Genomic DNA, 19,936 nt, shown 5'->3' on the forward strand with positions numbered 1-19,936 from the left:
TTGGTTTTCAGCAAAATCGCTGATACGCTGGAGGTTCATGAGATTTACTTTCCAATAAATCAATACCACTTTACAGGGGCTCGCTGCGCACCCCGGCTGATGCTTTGCGCATGCATTTTGATTTGAATAGGAGCTGCTGATGAATTTAAAGATTAATAGCCGTCATGTCGAAGTTTCCCCAGCAATGCGTACCCATCTTGAAGCTGGGTTAGCCAAAATTCGTAAGCACTTTGATCACGTTCTCGATGCGTCTGCCTTTCTTATCGTGGATAACGCTAAAGAAAAAGATTTACGGCAAACTGCTGAAATTACACTCCATCTGAAGGGTAAGGAGCTTTTTGCTCAATCACACCATGCTGATCTGTATCACGCTATGGACTCGGTGGTCGAGAAACTAGAACGCCAAGTGGTGAAGCATAAAGAAAAAATTCAAAATCATCACCACGAAAAAAGCTTTGAGCAATCTTAATTATCAGGGCACCTATAATCATTGACTATGAATGCCCTGACTGATCTTTTTACTATAGACCGCATTGCCTTAAACAGCCCCTGCATTAACCGGGCCGAGGCATTTGCGGCTGTAGGTCAACTTTTCTCTACCCAAGTAGGTCTTGAAGCTGATGCGATAGTAGCCTTTCTCAATGCACGCGAAGATCTGGGCTCCACCGCACTGGGTGCTGGTGTTGCCATTCCACATGGCCGCGTTAAAGGCTTGAAGCAACCTATTGCAGCCTTTTTTAAACTCCAAGAGCCGATTGACTTTGCCTCCCCTGATGGCGAAGCTGTTTCTATTCTGATTTTTTTGTTGGTGCCTGAAAAAGCGACCCAGCAACACCTTGAGATCTTGTCCTCGATTGCGCAATTGCTTTCAGATCCAGGTGCACGCAAGACACTCGCCTCTGAAGATGACCCAAAAAAGATTTGCAATCTTTTGCAATCTTGGGGCTCAGCATGATGACGCAACCACTCCTGCTAGCGGGAGTGACTGCCCAGCAAATCTTTGACGACAATGTGTCAGAGTTGAAACTCTCTTGGGTCAGGGGGCTTGAGGGGGCTGACCGCACCTTTCCACCAGAGGCTGTCAAAGCCGCTGCAGCTAGCTCAGACTTAGTTGGCCACTTGAACCTCATTCATCCCAGTCGAATTCAGATTTTTGGGGAACAAGAAGTCGTTTATCACGCAGAGTTAGACCAAAAACAAAGACAAGATCAAATTGCCAGCCTCATTTCCAAAACGCCACCCTGTGTGATTGTGGCTGATGGCAAGGCGGCTGATGCGGACCTTCAGCTGTTTTGCCAAAGATCCTCAACACCCTTGTTCACAACTACTATTTCTGCTGCCGAGGTAATTGATCATTTGCGCACCTATCTGACTAAGATTGGCGCACCACAGATCACTATGCATGGTGTATTTATGGACATCCTTGGTTTAGGCGTGTTGATCACGGGAGAATCAGGCTTAGGAAAAAGTGAGCTAGGCTTAGAGCTCATTTCCCGAGGTCATGGCTTGGTCGCGGATGATGCAGTAGATTTTGCACGCCTTGGACCGGATTACATTGAAGGCCGTTGTCCAGTCATCCTGCGCAATCTACTAGAAGTACGCGGATTGGGTTTATTGGATATTCGGACGATTTTTGGCGAAACTGCCGTGCGGCGCAAGTTGAAATTACGTCTGATCGTTCAGCTAGTTCGCCGCAACGATGGAGAGTTTGAACGCCTGCCACTAGAAACGCAACACATTAACGTTCTGGGTGTTCCCATCAGAACTGTCAAAATTCAAGTGGCTGCAGGAAGAAACTTAGCTGTTCTAGTCGAGGCAGCGGTACGCAATACGATTTTGCAATTACGCGGCATCGATACCCTTAAGGAGTTTATTGAACGCCAGCGCTTGCAGATGACTATAGAAGCTGAGTCCACTAAATTGCAAGGACGCCTGATTTAATATGCAAATTAATCTGATTACCGGCATCTCTGGCTCAGGTAAATCAGTTGCACTCAGGGCGTTTGAAGACGCTGGCTACGATTGCGTTGATAACCTTCCAGTAACATTACTGGAAAGTCTCATCACTACGCTGGAAAAAGAGATGAGTGAGCGTGTAGCCGTAGCGATAGATGCTCGGCGCGGTCAATCTTTGACAGAGCTCCCCAAAATACTAGAAAACTTGCGTACCCATCACCAGGTAAGAATTGTCTTTTTAAATGCGGACACCAACACCCTCGTACAGCGCTTCTCAGAAACACGTCGACGTCACCCGCTCTCTGGAAAAACCAAGCAAACGCAAGCGGCCACACTGATTGAAGCTATTGATAAAGAACGTAACCTTCTAGAACCACTGCGAACACAAGCACACAGCATCGATACGAGCAATCTACCAGCACATGCATTGCGATCTTGGATACAGGATTTACTGAAAGACAAGCCTCTTGGATTAACAGTCGTGTTTGAATCTTTTGGATTTAAAAAAGGAGTGCCCAGTGAAGCAGATCTGGTCTTTGATGTGCGCTGCCTGCCTAACCCCCACTATGACAAAGTATTGCGTCCGCTAACCGGAAAAGATCAGCCTGTAAAAGAATTTTTAGAGCAAATTCCGGAAGTCATCAGCATGGAAAAAGACATTACTCAGTTTATTGAGAAATGGCTGCCTCACTATATTGCAGATGGACGCAGTTATCTGACTATTGCCATTGGCTGTACCGGTGGACAGCATCGCTCTGTCTATCTGGTCGCTCGTATTGCCGATCACTTCTATGCAAAAAAATATTTAGGGGCATTGCAGATTAATTTTCTTAGTCGTCACCGTGAGCTAGACTCAATCCCTGCAGTAGCAATTTAATAGGCTGTGGCAAGCCGTATTTACCGAGCTGGTCCAAAGAAACCCACCTTAGATTTTCACTAGAAAATTCTAGCGCTTGGTTGACCGATACATGCCAGATTTGCATCCATAAACGTCTATGCGTAAAGACATGCTTAATTCGCTCACCTTGAATAAGGGTCTTGCAGTGTCGACCGATAGTCAAGTGATTTTCTTCCGGTAACGTCAGTGCAAGCAGGGCTTTACTTGTCATTTGAAGTGAGGCAACCTCATTCAAACCCCCTGTCCTCCAAGGAGATTCGGGCAGAGACCAGAGGCCGCCCCAGATTGCTTTAGTAGGACGCTTTTGCAATAAGACAGCGTTGCCTCTTTGCAATACCATCATGTCGCAATCAAACTCTGGAGACTTTGCTTTGGGAGTTTTGCGAGGCAACTGTAAAACTTGATCACTTAAATTTGCTTGACACTGTTTTTCGAATGGGCATTTCCGAGTCCCGCTGATACATACGGGCTTTCGAGAAGTGCACCAAGTTGCACCGAAGTCCATGAGTGCCTGGGTATATACCGGCATGTCATCGCGATGCTTTGGGAGGAGTTGCTCAGCCAGGCTCCACAGTAGATCATTAACTGCCTTCTCCTGAAGTGCGCCCTCAACCCCAAAAAGGCGAGCCAAGATGCGCTTGACATTAGCATCCAAAATGGGTGCTCGCTCTTGAAAAGCAAAAGCGGCAATTGCGCCTGCTGTTGAACGTCCAATCCCTTTTAACTGCTCGAGCAACAAAGGATCACCTGGAAATTTCCCTAAAAAGCGCTCCATCACTTCAATAGAACATGCGTGCAAGTTTCTGGCGCGCGAGTAGTAACCTAATCCAGCCCATTCAGCCAAGACATCATCGACTGGTGCCGCAGCCAATTTTTTTACCGTCGGAAAGCGTTTCATGAAGCGTGGATAACGCTCTAAGACAGTAGCCACTTGCGTTTGTTGTAACATGATTTCAGAAACCCAAACAGCATATGGATCTTTGACACCTTGCCAGGGCAATCCTTCGCGCCCATCCACTTGATGCCAAGCAATGAGTTTTTGGGGGAAACTGCTAATCAGCGTTTTTGACATTTAACGCAAAAATATGTGGAGCGCTGACCTTGCACAATTTGTCTAATCGGGGTCTTGCAAACTTTACATGCCTGATCTTTGCGATCATAAACTTTCGTTTGCATCATGAAATGGCCTGGATCACCGGCACTATTCACAAAATCTTTTAGTGAACTGCCGCCAGCAGCAATCGCTTTTTTCAAAATAGACCGCACTGCGGCAGCCAAACGGGAGCACTGAGGACGGGTTAACTTACCGGCCGCCTTAGCCGGATGAATTCCAGCTTCAAATAAACTTTCCGAGCAATAAATATTGCCTACACCAACTACTGCTTGGCCAGCCAATAAAAATTGCTTCACCGCAACACTCCGCTTACGAGACTGTCGATACAAAATCTCTGTACCCAACTCTTCTGCAAACTCTGGGGATAATGGCTCAACTCCTAATTTTTGTAATAGGGTATTTTTCTCAACAGGTCCTGCTGATTTAGGGTGCCACAAAACAGCGCCAAATTTACGTGGATCATGCAAACGCAAGCTCAACTCACCAAACTCAAATGTAACGCGGTCATGCAGCTTGAGGGCATCGCCACTAGGCAATACGCGCAGGGTTCCAGTCATGCCCAAATGAATGAGCAAATGACCCGCATCCATTTCAATCAATAAGTACTTTCCGCGACGCTCAATTCCCCAGACTTTCTGACCCGGCAACCATTTTTCTAGCTGCGCAGGGACTGGCCAACGTAAGCGACCATCAATGACATTGACTGCGCTGATGGTTCGCCCATCTAAATGGGGTTTGATACCCAAACGGGTAACTTCGACTTCGGGGAGCTCCGGCATGAATGCATTGTAGATTCGCGGATTAGAATATGCTTATGATTCCATTTTTTATTAAATCGCACTTTCGAGACTTATTGCTCGCTGCCAGTCTAGGAATCTGCTTATTTACCGGCCAGGCCCTTGCCAAAACCAATAGTATCGAAAGCGGTGAGGCGATATTTGAGGTTTTAGCCTCTGAAATTGCCCTGCAGCGCGGAGAAGCAGGTCTTGCCTACAAAACCTACTTGGAGCTCGCACGCCAGCTAGATGATCCCCGCCTCGCACAAAGGGCCATGGAAATCGCCATTAACGCAGGCGCTCCCGATCTAGCCCTTCAGGCGGCTCAAGCCTGGGATAGTCTTGCTGGCCCTAAGCAGACCAAGCCAAAAGAAGTGTTGATCACGCTTCTAATTTTGAATCAGCGTTGGTCGGATGCGGTACAGCCTGCTATAGACCTGTTGCGTCAGCAAACCCCTGCTCAACGAGAAATCACCCTCCAGCAAATCCAAGCATTGCTAGCGAAAGCAAAAGATGAGTCCGAAGCATTGCGGGCTTTCTATGAGATTGCTTCTTCTCAAAAACCCCTCCCAAAAGATTTGGGGCTCATGTACACCTACGCTATGTCTGCCGAAAAGGCTGGCCAGATTGACGTCATGGAAAAAACATTACGAGAAATCTTGCGTATCGACCCTAATAATGTCAATAGCTTGAATGCGCTTGGGTACGCTATGGCTGATCGCAATCAAAAGCTGCCCGAGGCATTAAAGCTCATTAGTAAAGCGCATCAGCTATCACCCAAAGATGGTTTTATTTTAGACAGTCTAGGTTGGGTGAACTTTCGCATGGGTAAAAATGCGCTGGCGTTAGAACAACTTGAGCAGGCATTTAATATCAAACCTGAGGCAGACATTGCCGCCCATATTGGCGAAGTCCTGTGGGTAATGAATCGACCCACCGAAGCGGAGGCTATTTGGCGCAAAGGCCAACTACTCGATGCTAACAATCCCACACTTAAAGAAACGGTAAAACGCTTAAAGCCGGATTGGTCTGTAGCGTATACCGCCCTCAAAGGCACATGGGATGGGCGTTTCTCGGTGAAGGTTACCGGGCTTACTGAAGGAAACAATCAAGGTGGCTCGGGTGGATTTTCACTAACTCAAGATGCGCTCATTGATGTACTTGAAATTCGAAACCCTATGGGTGGATCGATTGCAAAAATAATAATTAAGCCAGGTGAGGCTATCTTAGAGCGTGATGGCCAAATAGTAACTGCGATTGATGCAGATACTCTGATTCAGAATACCTTAGGGCTACCTTTGCCAGCGCGTGGATTGTCTGACTGGCTTAGAGGAAATATTCGTCCAGGCACTAACGCTAGTGTTGAACGAAATATGCAAGGTCAAGTTGATAAAATTACTCAAGACGGTTGGGTTCTTAACTACGTCTGGGGAAATTCTCAGCGTCTAGAAAAACTAACGATGATGCGTAGCTCCAATGTTGGGTCGATTGATATTCGCCTGATTTTTGATGCCTCGAATGACTGAAGAAAAATCTATAAACACTCTTTGCAAAGATAGCTTGCAACTTCGCTGCCCTGCGAAACTTAATCTCTTTCTGCATATCGTGGGGCAACGTTCTGATGGCTACCATTCACTGCAATCTGTTTTTCAACTGATTGATTGGTGCGACATTCTCACACTTAGACGAATTCCAGAAAATAAGATTCGTCGCATTAACCCGATCCCTGGGGTCCCCCCAGAACATGATCTAGTGGTTCGTGCGGCCCACCTATTAAAAGATTTTTGCCAAATAGATCAAGGGGTTGAAATCGACCTGACCAAAACAATCCCAATAGGTGCTGGCCTTGGGGGTGGATCCTCGGATGCGGCGTGTACCTTGACTGGCCTTAATCAACTCTGGAACCTTAAATTAGATATCCCAACCCTCAGTCAACTTGGACTAAAACTCGGTGCCGATGTTCCCTTCTTTGTTTATGGTCAAAATGCTTTCGTAGAAGGAATTGGAGAGCAAATACGGGCAATACCCCTGGAAACTCAAGACTTTGTGGTCATTTTCCCCAATAAGGGCATTGCGACTGCTCAAATTTTTCAGAGCCCTGAATTGACCCGAGACCACGCTCCGATTACAATTGATGACTTTCTTGCATCACCAAGCGCATTTCGATCGAATGATTGTCAGGCGGCAGCGGTGCAAAAATGTCCTGAAGTGAAGCAAGCATTAGATTGGATTGCCGAGGTAGTGCCGAATGCGGCGCCTTGCATGTCCGGCTCTGGAAGTAGCGTGTTTTCAGCCTTAGACCCTAAGACTGACAGCGCCAAACTAGAAAATCTTCTGCAAAATCTTCCAAAAGGATGGATAGGTCGAATTGTTAGGGGCTTAAATAAAAATCCCGCTTACAATTTGATTTCTTCAGAATGAGCTGTAGGGGAATCGCCAAGCTGGTTAAGGCACTGGATTTTGATTCCAGCATGCGAAGGTTCGAATCCTTCTTCCCCTGCCAAATACTGTAGATAACACCAAAATACATCCATTCAAACCCCACCTCATACCCAAAACGCCTATGTCCGCCACAATGAATGTTGATCTATTGACCCTATTTACCGGTAATGCAAACCCGGTGTTGGCCCATGCGGTTGCTAAAGAGCTCAATCTCTCGATGGGTAAAGCGTTTGTAGGTCGCTTCTCTGATGGCGAAATTCAGGTGGAAATACAAGAAAACGTCCGCGGTAAAAATGTGGTGGTGATGCAATCGACTTGCGCCCCTACTAACGATAGCTTGATGGAGCTCATGATCATGATTGATGCCCTCAAACGCGCCTCGGCAGGTCGCATCACTGCAGTAATCCCTTACTTTGGCTATGCCAGGCAGGATCGTCGTCCCCGCTCAGCGCGCGTCGCCATCTCCGCCAGAATCGTTGCGAATATGCTGCAATCTGTTGCTGGCGTTGAGCGCGTTCTGACGATGGACCTTCACGCTGACCAAATTCAAGGATTTTTTGATATTCCGGTCGACAATATTTACTCATCCCCGGTCCTACTTGCTGACTTGCAGGCTCAGAAGACCCAAAAAGATCTCATTATTGTTTCCCCAGACATTGGCGGCGTTGTTCGTGCTCGCGCCATGGCAAAACAATTAGGTACTGATTTAGCCATTATTGATAAACGCCGTCCTAAGGCAAATGTATCCGAAGTAATGCATTTAATTGGTGAAGTTGAAGGTCGCCATTGCGTAATCATGGATGACATCATTGATACCGGCGGCACGCTCTGTAAGGCCGCAGAAGCGCTCAAGGAGCGTGGTGCCAAAGGCGTTACCGCATATTGCACCCACGCCGTCCTTTCAGGCGGTGCCGTAGCGCGTATCGCCGCCTCCGATCTAGATGAACTCGTAGTCACCGACACGATTCCATTAACACCAGAGGCACTAAAAGTGGCAAAGATTCGCCAATTAAGCGTCGCTCCTATCCTTGCTGAAACCCTTTCTCGCATTTGTAAGGGCGATTCAGTGATGTCCATGTTTGCCGAATAAGTCAAAAAAAGCCCTTCAAAGCCTGTTTTTAATCATTTTTAGCCTCTCAGAGGTGTAAATCTCTATTCCCACGATATAATTAAAGGCTTTTCTGTTTGGTCGCGAACGGAAATTAACCTTAATTTTAGGAATCGAATATGAACGTAGTAGCCTTTAAAAGAAGCGTACAGGGAACGGGTGCGAGCCGCCGTCTGCGCATCGCCGGTAAAACTCCGGGAATCATTTATGGCGGTAAAGACGCTGTATCCGTAATTGAGTTAGATCACAACGCACTGTTTCATGCTCTCCGCAAGGAAGCCTTCCACTCTTCCATTCTCGATCTTGATGTCGACGGCAAAACTGAAAAAGTATTGTTGCGCGATTATCAGATGCATCCTTTTAAGCCTTTGGTTTTGCACATTGACTTTCAGCGTGTATCTGCAACTGAAAAAGTGCATATGCGCGTTCCGTTGCATTACATCAATGCTGAAGCTGCTCCTGCAGTCAAACTGCAAGGTGCAGTAGTTAGTCATATTGCTACTGAATTGGAAGTGTCTTGCTTACCAGCAGACCTGCCAGGATTCATTGAAGTTGACTTGAGCGGCATTGAAGTGGGTCGCGGTATTCATGCAAAAGACATCGCACTACCAAAAGGCGTTTCCCTGGTATTGCATGTTGAGCAAGAAAACCCTGTGTTAGCTAACGCACGTATTCCAACTGTGAAATCTGCTGACACTGAAGCAGCTCCGGCTACTGCAGCGGCAGCGGCTCCAAAAGATAAAGCTTAATCATTTAAGCCTCATCTTCGCGACAGAGAAGGCCCGCTTGATAGCGGGTTTTCTTTTTTGTGAAAATGCTTTTATTCTTGAGCTCACATCATGACTAAATTAATTATTGGCCTTGGTAATCCTGGCGAAGAACATATGGAAGATCGGCATAATGCTGGCTTTTGGTTTGTTGACGCCCTTGCAAAACAACTGCAGGTTCGCTTTGAAACAGAAAAACGCTTTCATGGAAAAGTAGCGAAAGCCCGCTGGGAAGGTGAAGATCTCTACTTACTTAAGCCTAGTACCTATATGAACCTGAGCGGTCAAGCAGTTGGAGCACTCTGCCGCTTTCATAAAATTGCGCCCAAAGATATTTTAGTTATTCAAGATGAGCTAGATATTAAGCCTGGTACTGCACGCCTGAAACTGGGTGGTGGCACAGGTGGACATAACGGCTTAAAAGATATTCAAGCTCATCTGGGCACTCCCGACTACTGGCGGCTTCGTCTGGGTATCGGTCATCCACGTGATCTCGCTGCTGAAGGTGCTCGCCCTATGGAGGTAGCCGACTACGTACTAAGAAGGCCATTACAAGCGGAGCAAAAGCAGATCGCCGCCAGTATCGAAGATGGTTTACAGATTCTGTCGCTGCTAATGAAGGGTGATCCACAAGCCGCCATGTTAGAACTGCACTCCAAAGTCAATTAAAGCGTTACTGAGTCATTTGCTTTTTAGCTGCTGTGAGTAGCTGATACTTCACCATTAGTTGCGATTGCGTTTCTGCAAGCTCCGGATTTAGAGGAATGCAATCTACCGGGCATACCTGCTGGCATTGGGGTGCGTCGAAGTGACCAACACATTCAGTGCATTTATGAGGATCGATCTCGTAAATTTCTAACCCCATATAGATGGCGTCGTTAGGGCATTCAGGCTCACATACATCACAGTTAATGCATTCGGCCGTGATCATTAATGCCATTTTTTATATACCGATTTATTATTTGGCTTGCTTACTAGATGCAATTTTCTCTACCAACCAATTTTCTACGGATGGAAAAACAAACTTGCTGACGTCTCCGCCCATAGAGGCAATCTCACGTACAAAAGTTCCCGAAATAAATTGGTACTGGTCCGAAGGAGTAAGAAATAAGGTTTCGACATCAGGCAAGAGATAGCGATTCATACCGGCCATTTGAAATTCATACTCAAAGTCAGATACTGCCCGCAAACCCCTGACAATCACACGAGCTTGATGCTCGCGTACTAAATCTTTAAGCAGACCTGTAAAACCAACAATCTTCACATTGGAATAATGACCCAGCACTTCTTTAGCAATGGCAATACGCTCTTCCAAACTAAAGAAAGGATGCTTGCTACGACTATCAGCGACACCGACAATCAGTTCGCCAAAAATACTAGAGGCACGACGGACCAAATCCTCATGACCACGGGTAAAGGGATCAAATGTTCCAGGGTATACAGCAATTGTCATTACATTCCTCAGGCTTTGTGAGCTACAGGCTTGAGTTTAGTCTTTTTTAGATCGCTTTAGACCGAAATAAACAAGCCTTCACCTGGCCAGCCTCTAAGTACTTCTTGCAGTGCCATTCTGGCACCAGCGCCTCTAACTCCTCACGACTACGACTAGCTGGAAATTCTACATAAATTCCACCACCAGCAGTGTCATCACAGATGCGAGCAGCCTCAAATAGGGCCTGATCCAGTAATGCTCCCTCCTGAAAAGGAGGGTCAATAAAAATCAAATTACTAGAACCATCTATTTGATACTTTAGAAATTCCAAACTATCTGCCTGAGTAATGTATACCTCTCCTGGAGCTGGAGAAGACTGAAGTAAGGCGAAGTTTTTTGAGAGATTGGCTACTGCTTTCTTATCTTTTTCTAATAGGACCACCTTATCAGCGTGTCGTGATGCCGCTTCAAAACCCAGGGCACCAGTACCAGCGAATAAGTCGAGGCAACGTAAGCCCACTAAATCTTGCCCTAGCCAGTTGAATAAGGTTTCACGAACACGATCTGTAGTGGGACGTAGGCCAGGTAAATCCAACACATTGATTAATCGACTGCGCCAGATACCCCCAATAATACGTATCTTTTGAGGTGCCTCTGTGCGATTTTTTGGCTTGACCGATTTATTTATTACGAGCTCCTAAGATGACGATCTTCATTCTGTCCATTGCTAAGTGCTTCTGAAATGCAGTCTTAACTTGCTCTAAAGTCACTGCCTGCACTTGCCCAGTCCAAGTCTCCATCGTATCGAGAGGTAAATTATTCCAAGCAATAGATGAGACGTTATCTAAGAGCTTGCGGTTATTATCAATTCTTAAAGGATAGCCATTAATTAAATTATCCTTTGCAGCGGTAAGTTCAACTACTGTAGGGCCATCTGCAATAAATTGTGCAATGGTCGAACTCATCACCTCGAAGGCTAAGCTAGATTGATCATTTTTGGTTTGTAGTCCAGCCCTAAAAATACCCACATCCTTACCAGGCGCAAAGTAGCTCGAGACACTATAGGCAAGACCACGATTTTCACGAACCTCTGCCATCAAACGAGATACAAAACCACCACCGCCTAAGACATAGCTGCCCACCAATAAAGGAAAGTAATCTGGGTCATTTCTCGTAACTGCGGTCATTCCCATGGCAATATGGGCTTGCTGGGAATCGAAGGGAATCTGGGTTTCGCGTTGACTTAAAGGCTCTACTGGTGAACGCTCAAACGCAGGTAGCCTAGCAATAGTGACACCAGACTGTGGAATCTGCTGCAACAAACTGCGAACTATTTCTTGGGCATCAGCTTTAGTCACATCACCCACAATACTGACGATCATACGATCGCCTCGATAGAACTGTTTGTGAAACTGCTGCAAATTGTCAGTGCTGATATTGGCAATTGTTTTGACCGACGGGGACTCAGCAAGCGGATAACTTCCATAAAGTACTTTTCTAAACCGGCGCTCTAATACGGACTCTGGCTTAGTCTCTGATTCCAAAATAGCAGCGCTCATTCTTTGCTTTTCGCGCGCCAATATCTTCGGGTCATAAGTCGGATTACTTAACATAGCTGACGCCAACTTCACTGCCCGATCACGTAGATCCTTTCTACTCAAACTACGAATGCGCAGGATCGCACGTTCACCACTTACAGAGATGCCCAGATTGGCACCTAAATCAGCAATCTCATCTGCGATTTGCGCTTCTGATAAAACTCCATTCTCAGACCGAGCACCATAGTTCATGAGCTGACCAGCCATGCTGGCTAAACCACTCTTGGCAACGGGGTCATATCGATCGCCTGCATCAATACTGATCTCGATGTCTACCATAGGCAGCGCTTTAGTTTGTACGAGGTAAGCTTGCGCACCTTTGTAGGTATCCAGTTTTTCGATCGGCAAAATAGCATAAGCTGATGACAACATACTGAGCATTAGTATGGCGCCAATAAAAGCGGGCTTGATTCGATGTTTTATTAGCATTACTGTGCCCCTTGCTTAGTCTGGACTGATTGGCGAACCTGCGGATCTAGTACCGCAATAGTAAGGCCCTCATCTACTAAGTATTTTTTGGCCACTGCCTGAACTTGAGCGGGCGTGATGGTCTGCATCTTATCTAACATGCGATCAATATCGCGCCAAGAAAAACCCGCTATTTCTGTAGTGCCAATTTCCATCGCCTGGCCAAAAATAGAATCACGCTTATAAATCTGCTCTGACAGAATTCTTACTTTGATGCGCTGTAGCTCTGAATCTAATATTCCTTTGTCTGCAAGCTCTCTTAATGCTTTACGAATACTCATCTCTGCTTGAGATACTGTTTTCCCTTTAGCTAGACTCGCCTGAATTAAAAATAACTCAGGGCCTCTCGAAATCATGTCGTACCCAACTCCGATATTATCGACAACCCGCTCTTGCTTAACCAGGGTACGATTCAGGCGTGCATTGTCATAGCCGTCTAGCACTGCCGTCAGTAATTCCAATGCATAAGGCTCTACATCATCCAGGGTTCCGGGGTGTAATTTAGGCACCTTCCAAGCCATTGCTAATTGAGCACTATCTGCAGGTGCTTTTACTTGCACTTGCTTGACCCCTTTTTGAATCGGCTCCACCTGAGGCTTGCGCACTGGCAGCTCTTTAGGTGTTGCTACACCGTAAAACTTTTCAACCGACTTTAATACAGCGAGTGGATCAACATCACCGGTGATTACAACAGTTGCATTATTAGGGGTATACCAACTGCGATACCAATCTCGCGCATCAGCTGCCTTCATATTCTCTAGGTCGTTCATCCAACCTATTACTGGATGACGATATGGTGAGCTCATATAAGCTGTGGCCATGAGAGATTCATAAAGAAGGCTGCTGGGGTTGTCTTCGGTGCGTAAGCGACGTTCCTCCATTACCACCTGAATTTCTTTCAAAAATTCGGCATCATCAAAATTGAGATGACTCATGCGATCAGCCTCAAGCTTCATCACATCATCTAATTTTGACTTTTCTACCTGTTGAAAATAGGCGGTGTAATCTCGTGAGGTAAAGGCATTTTCTCGGCCACCCACAGCAGCGACCAAGCGAGAAAATTCCCCTGACTTCACTTTATCCGTACCTTTGAACATCATGTGCTCAAGTACGTGGGCCACACCTGTTCGACCATTGATCTCATCCATAGAGCCTGCGCGATACCACACCATATGAGCGACTGTAGGAGCGCGATGGTCCTCTCGTACGATCAGCTTTAAGCCATTGGAGAGCTGATATTCATGGGTATCTGGCAAAGTGCCGCCTGGTGCTGCCCAGGCACATTGACTAGATATCAACCAACAGAAAGAAATTCGCAGTAAAGTGGAGCGCATCTGTAAGATCACCATATCCCAAAAATTAAATTGTATCGACTATGTTCGGCCTACGTAAAACCCTCGGATCCCTTTTTGCATCCAATCGCTTGGATGAAGCTTGGTTTGATAACCTAGAAGAATCCCTTATTCTCAGCGATGTAGGCCTACCAACCACGGACCAACTCATCAGCAAGTTGCGTAAGGCGGCTAAATCAGAAAAAGCAGCTAGTCCAGAAGTACTTAAAGCATTGCTGGTTCAAGAGGTATCAAGCCTTCTAAAACCCCTCGAGCACCCATTAAACCCTTTATATGCCGATAGGGCAAAGACCACTCCAGAAGTATGGCTTGTTGTTGGCGTCAATGGTGCCGGCAAGACTACTACCATCGGCAAAATGTGCCGCCTATTTCAGACTCAAGGCAAGTCAGTGCTTTTGGCTGCTGGCGATACGTTCAGAGCAGCAGCCCGCAACCAATTGATTGAATGGGGTAGTCGCAATCACGTCGATGTCATTACCCAAGAAAGTGGCGATGCGGCAGCTGTGGCCCATGACTCCATTCATGCAGCCATCTCTCGAAAAAGCGATATTCTGATTATTGATACAGCAGGCAGGTTGGCCACCCAAGATCACCTCATGGAAGAGCTCAAGAAGGTCAAAAGAGTGATCGGCAAAGCGCTCCCTGGGGCGCCTCACGAAACTTTACTCATACTGGATGGCAATACCGGCCAGAATGGCTTAAGTCAGGTGAAAGCTTTTCATATGGCGCTTGGACTGACCGCCTTAATTGTGACTAAGTTGGATGGGACGGCTAAAGGCGGCGTCATTTGCGCTTTGGCCCACACTTTCCATGAGGGTACAAAACCCGCCGTTTTAGCCCTAGGCAAAGGTGAGGGTATTGATGACTTAGTGCTATTCACAGCCGAACAATATTCCGCTGAATTATTCAATTAAATCAATAGCTTAGATATTTATATAACCATTAGCACTCTCTTAGTAAGAGTGCTAAAATAGAACTCTACTAACACCACCAAATCAAATAAAAACATGGTTCCAAAGAAAGCATACACACCGCAAGCAAGGCAAACACTGCCAGCAGCGCAGACTGCTGCTTCGCTTTCCTTTCCAATGTTGCCATCTCTCGGAGTTGGCACACTAGACTCATATATCGCTTACGTGAACCGCGTTCCCATGCTCAGCGCAGCAGAGGAGCTTCATCTGGCACAAGAGTTTCGTAATACAGAAAACGTAGATGCGGCTAAAACGCTCGTGTTGTCGCACTTACGCTTAGTAGTTTCTGTCGCTCGTCAATATTTGGGCTATGGAATTCCCCATGCTGACCTCATCCAAGAGGGCAATATCGGCCTCATGAAGGCGGTCAAGCGCTACGATCCAAATCAAGGTGCACGCTTAGTCTCTTATGCCATCCATTGGATTAAGGCAGAAATTCATGAGTACATCCTCAAAAATTGGCGTTTAGTTAAAGTGGCAACCACCAAGGCGCAGCGTAAATTATTCTTTAACTTACGCAGCAATAAGCCCACACTCAGTGCGCTAACCCCGAAGGAAGTAGAAGCGCTAGCAAAAGCATTGGATGTAAAAGGTTCCGATGTAAAGGAAATGGAAATGCGCCTTGCTGGTGGCGATATTGCTCTAGAGGGTGACGATAACGATGATGACGCAGCTTATGCGCCGATTCAGTGGCTTGCAGATAACACGCAAGAGCCGACAGAAAAAATAGCGTCAGCGGCAACAGATGCCTTGCATGGTCCGCAACTAGATCAAGCGCTGATGGGTCTGGATGAGCGCAGTCGTAATATCGTTCAATCTCGTTGGTTAGCAATGGACGCGGAAGGAAACGGCACCAAAACCTTACATGACCTAGCTGGGGAATACGGCATATCTGCTGAGCGTGTGCGTCAAATCGAAACTGCTGCACTCAAAAAGATGCGCGGCATGTTGCAAGCACAGGCTGCCTAAGTTTAAGCAGTTGCGTGCTTAGTAATTCTGACACCGCTTACTTCAATAACTCTTTCAAATCATGCGCCAAGGTCTCGGGACCTTGCGCATGCTTAATGTAAAGACGTAGATTCCCATTTGGATCAAATGCATAACTACCCGCCGTATGATCCATGGTGTATGAGCCCGGACTGGTGCCGGGTACTTTTTTGTAATACACCTTAAAATCTTTTGTCACCTGCTCTAGGGCTTCCTGATCTGCAGGACGTAAGCCCAAGAAGCGAGCATCAAATGCAGGCACATATTGCTTCAAGATCGCTGCCGTATCTCGCTCAGGATCTACAGTAACAAATAACACCTGCACCTTATCTGACTGGGGACCCAATAAAGTCATGACTTGCTGCATCTCTGTCAGGGTTGTTGGGCAAACATCAGGGCATTGGGTGTAACCAAAAAACATCACTACTACTTTCCCTCTGAAATCGGCTAGCGTTCTGACTTTGCCGTCGGGATCAAGCAAACTGAAATCCTTACCAAATGCAGTGCCGCCAGTAATATCAATGTTTTTAAATTCAGGCTTAGGACTGCATGCCGTGATGGCAAAACATAAGCTTGCAATACAGCAGGCACCTATTAGGTTGCGTAAATAAGTCATAGGTATTTTAGAGAAAGTAGTGGTCTATCAGAAGTGCTGCAAACAACAGCGATAAATAGGTAATCGAAAAGTGAAAAGTCTTTTTTGCCAGACCGTCACTGTAAGAAACAAATAAAGCAATCACATACGCTAAAAATATCAAACCCAATATCAACGCTGAAACTAAATATACAAGACCACTCATACCGTAAATATAGGGCAACAAAGTAGCCGCAATCAATATCAAGGTATACAACAAAATATTAAGCAAGGTAAAGCGCTCACCATGCGTCACTGGCAACATCGGTAGCCCGGACTGCACATAATCATCACGGCGATACAAAGCAAGAGCCCAAAAGTGCGGGGGCGTCCAAACAAAAATGATTAACACCAATAGCCATGCTTCTGCAGAAAGCCCATTAGTTACGGCAGCCCAACCGAGGGCCGGTGGCATCGCGCCAGATAAGCCGCCAATCACAATATTCTGAGGGGTCGCTGGTTTTAGTAACCAAGTGTAAATAACTGCGTAACCCACAAAGGTGGCAACGGTCAGCCACATCGTTAATGGATTACAGAAGTTCCACAATATAACCATGCCCAAAGCGCCCAGCACAATCGCAAAAATAACGATATGGAAAGGGGTCACCTCACCAGTAGCAGAAGGTCTCCAAGCAGTACGCTTCATCTTGGCATCCACCGCTTGCTCAATCAAACAATTCATTGCAAACGCAGCACCTGCCAACAACCAAATGCCCACAGCACCGCCAATCAGCACTGGATAAGGAACCATTCCTGGCGTAGCTAAGAACATGCCAATGACTGCACAGAAGACGGCTAACTGGGTTACGCGAGGCTTGGTCAATACCCAGTATTGACGCCAGCGTGGCATTGACTCAGGAGGAGAGGTTTTGGAGCTGCTCATAATAATTTAGCCATCTTAACCCCAATAGACCGAGTCCAAGAAGACCATTGACTCATTCTCACCAAGCAAAATACTAGCGCAGCAGAGCCGGCGGTATGCATCAGAGCCGCAATGAGTGGCCACTGAAATACAACATTAGAAATGCCAGTTAATACCTGCAATATAAGTAGCGCCAAAAGTAACTGAGCAATACGTCGTAATTCTGGTACGTCATGAGAGATCCGCAGGATACTGATACCCAAATATCCTAGAACCGCCATTACGCCAATAGCAAATACACGATGCGCCCAATGAATAGTTTGTAAAGCAATGGGAGAGAGATATTCACCTTGGGCATTCATACCTAGTTCACGCCATACAGAGAAGCCTTCTTTCCAAGCAGTCTCTGGCATGAACGTGCCCATACAAGTCGGAAAATCAGGGCAAGCCAACACGGCATAGTTAGTACTGACCCAAGCACCTAGGAATGTTTGCATCGCCAGAACAACAAAAGCAATGAATAATAATTTTCCAGATATGAGCTTTGGTTTTGCTAGCAGCTGCTGATTTCTCTGGGCATAGACCGTCAAGCAGGACAACAGAACTAAAGCCAACATTAAATGAATAGTGACAATAATTGGCTGCAGCTTCAGAGTGACTGTCCAAGCACCAAATGCACCCTGAATACACACTAGCAACAAGAGCGCAAAGCTACCTAGTAAAGGGCCCTTGCCCATACTTTTAATCTTACTAAAGGCTAAGCCTAATTGAATCAATATTAGAGCACCTACTGTCATTGCTAAATACCGATGAATCATCTCAATCCAAGCCTTCAACACGGTGACTGGACCAGTGGGCATCGCCGCCTCAGCTAACTGAATCTCTCCGAGAGCGTGCCAAGGATTTGATGTACCGTAACAGCCGGGCCAATCTGGGCAACCCAGTCCAGAATCAGAAAGTCGTGTAAATGCACCGAAGACAATGAGGTCAAACACCATAAAAACCAAAACCCAATTGAGTTTCTGAAACAGACTATAGCCCGGCCTTCTCCATACATAAAGTAATGGTATTCCTGCAAAAATAATTGCAATCGCCGCTAGCTCAGCAAGCAAGAAAAAACCATTCATTGCAAGTTCTCACCTTTACGGTTTAAGCGCAGTAATTTTTCTAAATCTTTCTTAATACTTCCAAATTCTTTGGGCGAATTTGTAATGGGGAAATACATCATCTTGGCAGGACTAGGATCAATCAACTGAATCTTTTGCCCGGCACCCTCTCGATTAAGCCACTCTAAGAATTGAGCTTTTAATTGAGGATCTGAAGGAGCATTAATAATCTTAAAACCAGCATTCTGCTCATCATATGCCGTCGATACCTCAGCATCTACCTTTTTTCCATCGGTATTGACCCAAACTAGTTGCACGCGCCCACTTTCACGACCCATAGCTACACGTACCTGTCGCATTAAAAATAGCGCCTCTAAACAAGATTCATCTTTGATGGTGCACTCGCTAGCTGGCCGAGCTACCAGCAATGTCCACTTGCCATTAAATGGCATATCGAACCAGGCGGCATTCATTTCTTGGGCAGGCTGCACAAAGGTACCAAAGTTTGTCTTGGCGCCTTCTGGCTTAAAAACGTAATAGGCTAGGTAAGATGCAATGACTGGGGCAGCACAGGCAAGCAATAAAAAGAGCATCTGAAACCTACCGCGCCTCGTGCGCGCATTGATTTCTGATGAATCTGTCTGCGATGCTGGAATTAATAACTCTTGATCACTCACTTTAGCCTCCAAAATTTTTCCGTAGACGCCGATATCCAATAAAGCCGCTGACAAGCCAAAATAAGAATCCACATAACGCTAATGCAAACCATTGAAAAGCATAAGCATAATGGCGATCGACTCCATTTGTTGGCAAAGGCCATTCCCTGACTAATCCATCCTTTTTATTAGGGTCAATTTCCCTAACAATGAAGGGCAACTGCTCCCTCTGATGATTTTTTGCTTCAGCAAGCAAATCAAAGTTTTGTTCAATACGAGGCCTGACATTGGAAGATCCTTTTTGACCCAGCTCAAATACTTTCCCGGGATGGGCAAATGCAATACCTTCAATCTCGATAACCTGGCTGTCTGTATGAATGGCAGGTAAGTCAATGCGATTGAAGCTATTCCGAGGCGCCCATCCACGGTTCACCCATAAGATGGTTTTTTGTCCATCGAGTTTGAGGGGCATCATCACAAAAAATCCTGACTGAGCAGCATTACCCTGGCCCCCTTCTGGAACTGGTCTAGGGCGGTTATCAAGCCAAATCGCCTCATCTGGCAAGAAGGATCCTCGAGCGACTATGCGACGCTCCTTAGCATCTTCTGAAGTCAAATGACTGCTATTTGCGTTTAGTACCGACATCTGCTGCTTAGCAGCCAAAGAATTTCCTAACTGAATCTTCTGTTCAGCCCTATTGAGCTGCCAGACCCCTGCTGCACAGCCTATCGCAATTACTGCTAAGGCTGATACAGTAGCAACTATGCGAGAAGTAATGAAGCCAGAAAAAATATTCAATTGAGGACTT

Annotated in this window: 23 protein-coding genes and 1 tRNA gene; 12 read left to right on the plus strand and 12 right to left on the minus strand. The window is 46.2% G+C overall.

Annotated elements, in window-relative coordinates:
* Positions 1–139 precede the first annotated feature (139 nt).
* From hpf to rapZ, 4 genes are read left to right on the plus strand one after another with little or no spacing between them, the layout of a single operon-like run.
* Positions 140–469 carry a ribosome hibernation-promoting factor, HPF/YfiA family gene (gene hpf / locus B0G85_RS07260; RefSeq protein ID WP_100379780.1) on the plus strand — a complete coding sequence of 110 codons (330 nt, stop codon included), beginning with the start codon at positions 140–142 and terminating at the stop codon, positions 467–469.
* A gap of 27 nt (positions 470–496) precedes the next feature.
* Entirely contained in the window at positions 497–955 is a 459-nt protein-coding gene (locus B0G85_RS07265) for a PTS sugar transporter subunit IIA (protein ID WP_100379781.1), read from the plus strand.
* Positions 955–1,941, plus strand: coding sequence for an HPr(Ser) kinase/phosphatase (gene hprK / locus B0G85_RS07270; protein ID WP_100379948.1), 987 nt, complete (start codon positions 955–957; stop codon positions 1,939–1,941). Before B0G85_RS07265 ends, hprK begins: the two co-directional genes overlap by 1 nt.
* Position 1,942: 1 nt before the next feature.
* Positions 1,943–2,833: an RNase adapter RapZ gene (gene rapZ / locus B0G85_RS07275; protein WP_100379782.1), complete on the plus strand. Its 891-nt coding sequence runs from the start codon at positions 1,943–1,945 to the stop codon at positions 2,831–2,833.
* Here the strand turns inward: rapZ and mutY are convergent.
* On the minus strand, positions 2,787–3,926 hold the full coding sequence (gene mutY, locus B0G85_RS07280) for an A/G-specific adenine glycosylase (RefSeq protein WP_100379783.1): 1,140 nt from the start codon (positions 3,924–3,926) through the stop codon (positions 2,787–2,789). The genes rapZ and mutY overlap by 47 nt on opposite strands.
* Positions 3,911–4,747 carry a bifunctional DNA-formamidopyrimidine glycosylase/DNA-(apurinic or apyrimidinic site) lyase gene (mutM, locus tag B0G85_RS07285; protein WP_100379784.1) on the minus strand — a complete coding sequence of 279 codons (837 nt, stop codon included), beginning with the start codon at positions 4,745–4,747 and terminating at the stop codon, positions 3,911–3,913. The genes mutY and mutM overlap by 16 nt, the downstream gene beginning before the upstream one ends.
* 35 nt (positions 4,748–4,782) lie before the next feature.
* Here mutM and B0G85_RS07290 point away from each other — a divergent pair, with 35 nt between their 5' ends.
* The 6 genes from B0G85_RS07290 to pth all read left to right on the plus strand — a co-directional run bounded on the left by B0G85_RS07290 (position 4,783) and on the right by pth (position 9,730).
* Complete coding sequence (locus tag B0G85_RS07290) at positions 4,783–6,270, plus strand: lipoprotein insertase outer membrane protein LolB (RefSeq protein ID WP_100379785.1); 1,488 nt, start codon at positions 4,783–4,785, stop codon at positions 6,268–6,270.
* Positions 6,263–7,165 carry a 4-(cytidine 5'-diphospho)-2-C-methyl-D-erythritol kinase gene (gene ispE / locus B0G85_RS07295; protein WP_100379786.1) on the plus strand — a complete coding sequence of 301 codons (903 nt, stop codon included), beginning with the start codon at positions 6,263–6,265 and terminating at the stop codon, positions 7,163–7,165. The genes B0G85_RS07290 and ispE overlap by 8 nt, the downstream gene beginning before the upstream one ends.
* A 5-nt stretch (positions 7,166–7,170) precedes the next feature.
* Positions 7,171–7,247, plus strand: a tRNA-Gln gene (locus B0G85_RS07300).
* A 60-nt stretch (positions 7,248–7,307) separates the two neighbouring features.
* Positions 7,308–8,276, plus strand: a complete 969-nt coding sequence (locus B0G85_RS07305; RefSeq protein WP_100379787.1) for a ribose-phosphate pyrophosphokinase — start codon at positions 7,308–7,310, stop codon at positions 8,274–8,276.
* 137 nt (positions 8,277–8,413) lie between these two features.
* The gene (locus tag B0G85_RS07310; protein ID WP_100379788.1) at positions 8,414–9,043 is read left to right on the plus strand and encodes a 50S ribosomal protein L25/general stress protein Ctc; all 630 of its coding nucleotides are present in this window, start codon (positions 8,414–8,416) and stop codon (positions 9,041–9,043) included.
* Positions 9,044–9,133: 90 nt separating this feature from the next.
* Positions 9,134–9,730 carry an aminoacyl-tRNA hydrolase gene (pth, locus tag B0G85_RS07315; RefSeq protein ID WP_100379789.1) on the plus strand — a complete coding sequence of 199 codons (597 nt, stop codon included), beginning with the start codon at positions 9,134–9,136 and terminating at the stop codon, positions 9,728–9,730.
* A 4-nt stretch (positions 9,731–9,734) separates the two neighbouring features.
* Here the strand turns inward: pth and B0G85_RS07320 are convergent, their stop codons facing one another.
* Genes B0G85_RS07320 through B0G85_RS07340 form a run of 5 tightly spaced genes read right to left on the minus strand, consistent with a single transcriptional unit; the run spans position 9,735 to position 13,908 of the window.
* A complete protein-coding gene (locus B0G85_RS07320; protein WP_100379790.1) occupies positions 9,735–10,001 on the minus strand; it encodes a YfhL family 4Fe-4S dicluster ferredoxin in 267 nt (88 codons plus the stop codon).
* A gap of 18 nt (positions 10,002–10,019) precedes the next feature.
* Positions 10,020–10,514: a pantetheine-phosphate adenylyltransferase gene (gene coaD / locus B0G85_RS07325; protein ID WP_100379791.1), complete on the minus strand. Its 495-nt coding sequence runs from the start codon at positions 10,512–10,514 to the stop codon at positions 10,020–10,022.
* A gap of 46 nt (positions 10,515–10,560) precedes the next feature.
* Positions 10,561–11,181 (minus strand): 16S rRNA (guanine(966)-N(2))-methyltransferase RsmD, encoded by a 621-nt coding sequence (rsmD, locus tag B0G85_RS07330; protein ID WP_100379792.1) that lies wholly within the window; start codon positions 11,179–11,181, stop codon positions 10,561–10,563.
* Complete coding sequence (locus tag B0G85_RS07335) at positions 11,174–12,520, minus strand: M16 family metallopeptidase (RefSeq protein ID WP_100379793.1); 1,347 nt, start codon at positions 12,518–12,520, stop codon at positions 11,174–11,176. Before B0G85_RS07335 ends, rsmD begins: the two co-directional genes overlap by 8 nt.
* Positions 12,520–13,908, minus strand: a complete 1,389-nt coding sequence (locus B0G85_RS07340) for a M16 family metallopeptidase (RefSeq protein WP_232725982.1) — start codon at positions 13,906–13,908, stop codon at positions 12,520–12,522. The genes B0G85_RS07335 and B0G85_RS07340 overlap by 1 nt, the downstream gene beginning before the upstream one ends.
* A gap of 26 nt (positions 13,909–13,934) precedes the next feature.
* On the opposite strand from B0G85_RS07340, the gene ftsY reads away from it, so the two are divergent.
* Positions 13,935–14,825 (plus strand): signal recognition particle-docking protein FtsY, encoded by an 891-nt coding sequence (gene ftsY, locus B0G85_RS07345; RefSeq protein ID WP_100379794.1) that lies wholly within the window; start codon positions 13,935–13,937, stop codon positions 14,823–14,825.
* A gap of 93 nt (positions 14,826–14,918) precedes the next feature.
* Positions 14,919–15,851, plus strand: a complete 933-nt coding sequence (gene rpoH, locus B0G85_RS07350; RefSeq protein WP_100379795.1) for an RNA polymerase sigma factor RpoH — start codon at positions 14,919–14,921, stop codon at positions 15,849–15,851.
* A gap of 37 nt (positions 15,852–15,888) precedes the next feature.
* Here the strand turns inward: rpoH and B0G85_RS07355 are convergent, their stop codons facing one another.
* From B0G85_RS07355 to B0G85_RS07375, 5 genes are read right to left on the minus strand one after another with little or no spacing between them, the layout of a single operon-like run.
* On the minus strand, positions 15,889–16,485 hold the full coding sequence (locus tag B0G85_RS07355) for an SCO family protein (RefSeq protein WP_100379796.1): 597 nt from the start codon (positions 16,483–16,485) through the stop codon (positions 15,889–15,891).
* Between the two features lie 7 nt (positions 16,486–16,492).
* Entirely contained in the window at positions 16,493–17,386 is an 894-nt protein-coding gene (gene cyoE, locus B0G85_RS07360) for a heme o synthase (protein ID WP_100379797.1), read from the minus strand.
* Entirely contained in the window at positions 17,383–18,492 is a 1,110-nt protein-coding gene (locus B0G85_RS07365; RefSeq protein ID WP_100379798.1) for a COX15/CtaA family protein, read from the minus strand. The genes cyoE and B0G85_RS07365 overlap by 4 nt, the downstream gene beginning before the upstream one ends.
* Entirely contained in the window at positions 18,489–19,187 is a 699-nt protein-coding gene (locus B0G85_RS07370; protein ID WP_232725983.1) for a redox-active disulfide-containing membrane protein, read from the minus strand. The genes B0G85_RS07365 and B0G85_RS07370 overlap by 4 nt, the downstream gene beginning before the upstream one ends.
* Complete coding sequence (locus B0G85_RS07375; protein ID WP_100379800.1) at positions 19,150–19,926, minus strand: SURF1 family protein; 777 nt, start codon at positions 19,924–19,926, stop codon at positions 19,150–19,152. The genes B0G85_RS07370 and B0G85_RS07375 overlap by 38 nt, the downstream gene beginning before the upstream one ends.
* Positions 19,927–19,936 lie beyond the last annotated feature (10 nt).

Source organism: Polynucleobacter brandtiae (assembly GCF_002797575.1).
Classification (GTDB): domain Bacteria; phylum Pseudomonadota; class Gammaproteobacteria; order Burkholderiales; family Burkholderiaceae; genus Polynucleobacter; species Polynucleobacter brandtiae.